This is a genomic window from uncultured Brachyspira sp., assembly GCF_910578695.1.
GTDB lineage: Bacteria > Spirochaetota > Brachyspiria > Brachyspirales > Brachyspiraceae > Brachyspira.
Genome location: NZ_CAJTQJ010000050.1, coordinates 13,065 through 16,101, shown reverse-complemented (window position 1 = coordinate 16,101; position 3,037 = coordinate 13,065). Strand labels below are relative to the sequence as shown.

Below are 3,037 nucleotides of genomic sequence, written 5' to 3'. Positions count from 1 at the left end.
AGTAATAATAAAAACTAATAATTTTTTAAATGCTAGAAAGCTAAATATAAAAATTGTGAGCGTATGACATTTACAAAATGGCAGGTATTATACCTATATCGGCACAAGTTTTTCTATTAGTAAATAAAGAAAATCATTATTTTTATAAAGTATTCAATTTCCAATTATTTTTATCAAAAATATTCCCTTTAACAGTATAATACTTAGTAAAATTAAATCTATTTTCTAACTGCCTATTTGGATTCCATTCATTTAATATTATAACTTTTAATTCGCCATTCTTATAATCATTTGTTATTACTTTTTCTGTAAAAGGATTTTTTACATCTTGTAAATGCTTTAATGCAATATAGGGCATATCAGCTACAGTCATAAAATTAGATGAAATGGTAAAATCATTTGCAGAGTTAAAATCTTTTATCATCAATAATGCATTATATATAGCCATAAATTCTATATCATTATTTTTATAAAAATCTGTCTTAATATCCAGAGCATGATCTGAAATTATAATAATTTTTGTATTATCATAAACATTATTATCTTTGAAAAAATCTATTAATTCAGAAATATTTTTAATTGATGCAGCATTAGCATAATAGCTTCTTGTTAAAAATTCATTTTTAAATCTATTTATATCTGTATTTGGTATTTGATCTTTCCATATAGAAGGAAGCAAATTAGTATTAATATAATCAGGTTCATGAGTTGTATTGTTATGTATAAAGTTAAAATAATTTCCACTTTCAGATATTGATGTTATATGTTTTAGAGAGTTTAAAATACTGAATTCTTTTAAAGAAGTATTAATATGTACAGCATTTTTACCTCCATATATATACCAATCTGAATTACTATAAAGATTTTTTCTTAGGAAACTTGGAATAATTCTAAAAAGCGAAAATCTAAAAGATCTTTTAATATTTAAATCATTAATGTTTGAATCTGAATTATATAATTTCTCATCAAGTATATTCTTTATTTCTTTTGTTTCATTAGTATAATCATTAAATAAATTACTAATTGCAAATTTAATAAAGTTATCATTTTCAGAATAAGCATTAATATTAGAATACTTTGAAAATATAGAAATATCATAACTAAAATTTAAATTTGCAAATGTAGGATTAAAAATATTTGCTTTGTAATCATTATCTGTAAATATTTTAGGCATTAACAATAAAGATTCATTATATTTATCTTTTAAATTATATTTTTTTTCTATTGAAATCTCATAAGGTAAATATTCATATCCTCCCATCAAACTAGCAATAGATCCGACAGTATTTCCTGAATATGACAGCATATTAGTATATAATATAAATCCGTTAAAATTATTTTTCAGCTTATTATTATTATTAAAGTATTCTAAAACATAATGCGATGAGGCTCTGTCTAATAATATAACAAATACATTAGTACCTGTTTTAGATAAGCTAAAAATATTACTATAATTATCTTCTTGCAAATACTTTTCCTGCTCATTTTGTATATTTGATAATATTTTTTGATATTTATTAATATTTACTATATCATAAACGGATATGGAAAATAATACCAATGATATTATCATATATATATTAATAATAATATTTGATTTTTCTTTTTTTAATAAAATATAAATAATTCCTATAAATACAGATACAAATAAAATATTTAATAATATTTGAAAAATATCAGCGTTCAAAAGCATTGGATTTTCAAATACAAAACTATTTTGTATATTTCCATATCTGCCTACTATTATAAATGTATCCACAAAAAATATCATAGAAATATATACCATTAATAATGATAAAAAATTTTTTACCTTATCAGAAAATAAGACATAGATAAATAAAGCATAAACAAAGAATACGCCTATATATTTTGATATATTATTCAATATCAATATAAACGGTTCATTAAATTCCTGACCTGAAGAAGCTATTAAAGCAGATGGTATAAAAAGTCCAGCAAGTAATGTTATAGAAATAGAAACTGATATTAATACTTTTAAACTATTATTTAATTTTATATTAAATAATTTATATAAATATTTTTTATAAATTATAATTGCAAATAATATAAGCCATATACTTAAAACATCTTTATATGTTTTTGCATCTGTTATAAATATTTTTAAATATTGTTTTTCTAAAGAAGCAGCAGATATAATATCTTTATTTAAATATAATAATGTATATATAAACATAAAAGCTGTAAAAATTATGAATATTAAGAAAGAAACTCTTTTTATAACTGTAATAATTATTTTATTATTAAAAACTTTATCAGCTTTGCTTTTAAAGAAACTATAATTTTCTAAAACAATATTTTTTACTAATGAAAAAGTGCAGTTTACAATCCAATAAAATAGAAGTCCTGCAGGCGAGTTATATAAAAGCACCAAAAAAATTAAATTAGTAATATATAATGGCATCTGCTCTTTTAGATTTAACTTTCTTGCATATACTAATGAAGCTTGCAAACTTATTATAGTCATAACAAAAGGCAGGAGATTTATTGTAATACTTCCGATATTAATTAGAGCGTCCGGCTTTGCTAAATTCTTTATATAGCCGAATTGAGCAAACTCTAAACCATCAATATTATGTATAAAATGATAAGCAGCTATAAAAAATGGTATTTGTATAAGAAGCCCTAAAGTACCTCTGAAAGCATATATAGTTTTATATCCATTTATTCTTTGACAAGCCCTTATCAAAAGATACCTTTGATCACCTTTAAATGCTGATTTTATATTATCAATCATAGGTTTCATCTTATTTTGTATATCTCTTTCTTTTTTCTGCCATTTTTCTGCTATATTGTATAAAGGAAGTGATATAAAGTTAATTATTAAACTTATAAATAATATACTTACAATATAAGAACTTTTTGTATATACTTTGAAAAAATAAAAAGATGTTTCTAAAATAAACTCTATAGGATATATAAAGATATTGTAGAGTACATTAAAAAACATCATAATACTCCCAGAAAATCAATTTCTTTGAGTTTATGATTTTTTATTATAAAAATGTCTAAAATGCAG

1 protein-coding gene is annotated in these 3,037 nt (G+C 21.3%); it reads right to left on the bottom strand.

What is annotated here, in order from left to right:
• Window positions 1-142 precede the first annotated feature (142 nt).
• On the bottom strand, window positions 143-2,971 hold the full coding sequence (locus QZ288_RS10740; protein WP_295158739.1) for a YidC/Oxa1 family membrane protein insertase: 2,829 nt from the start codon (window positions 2,969-2,971) through the stop codon (window positions 143-145).
• Window positions 2,972-3,037 lie beyond the last annotated feature (66 nt).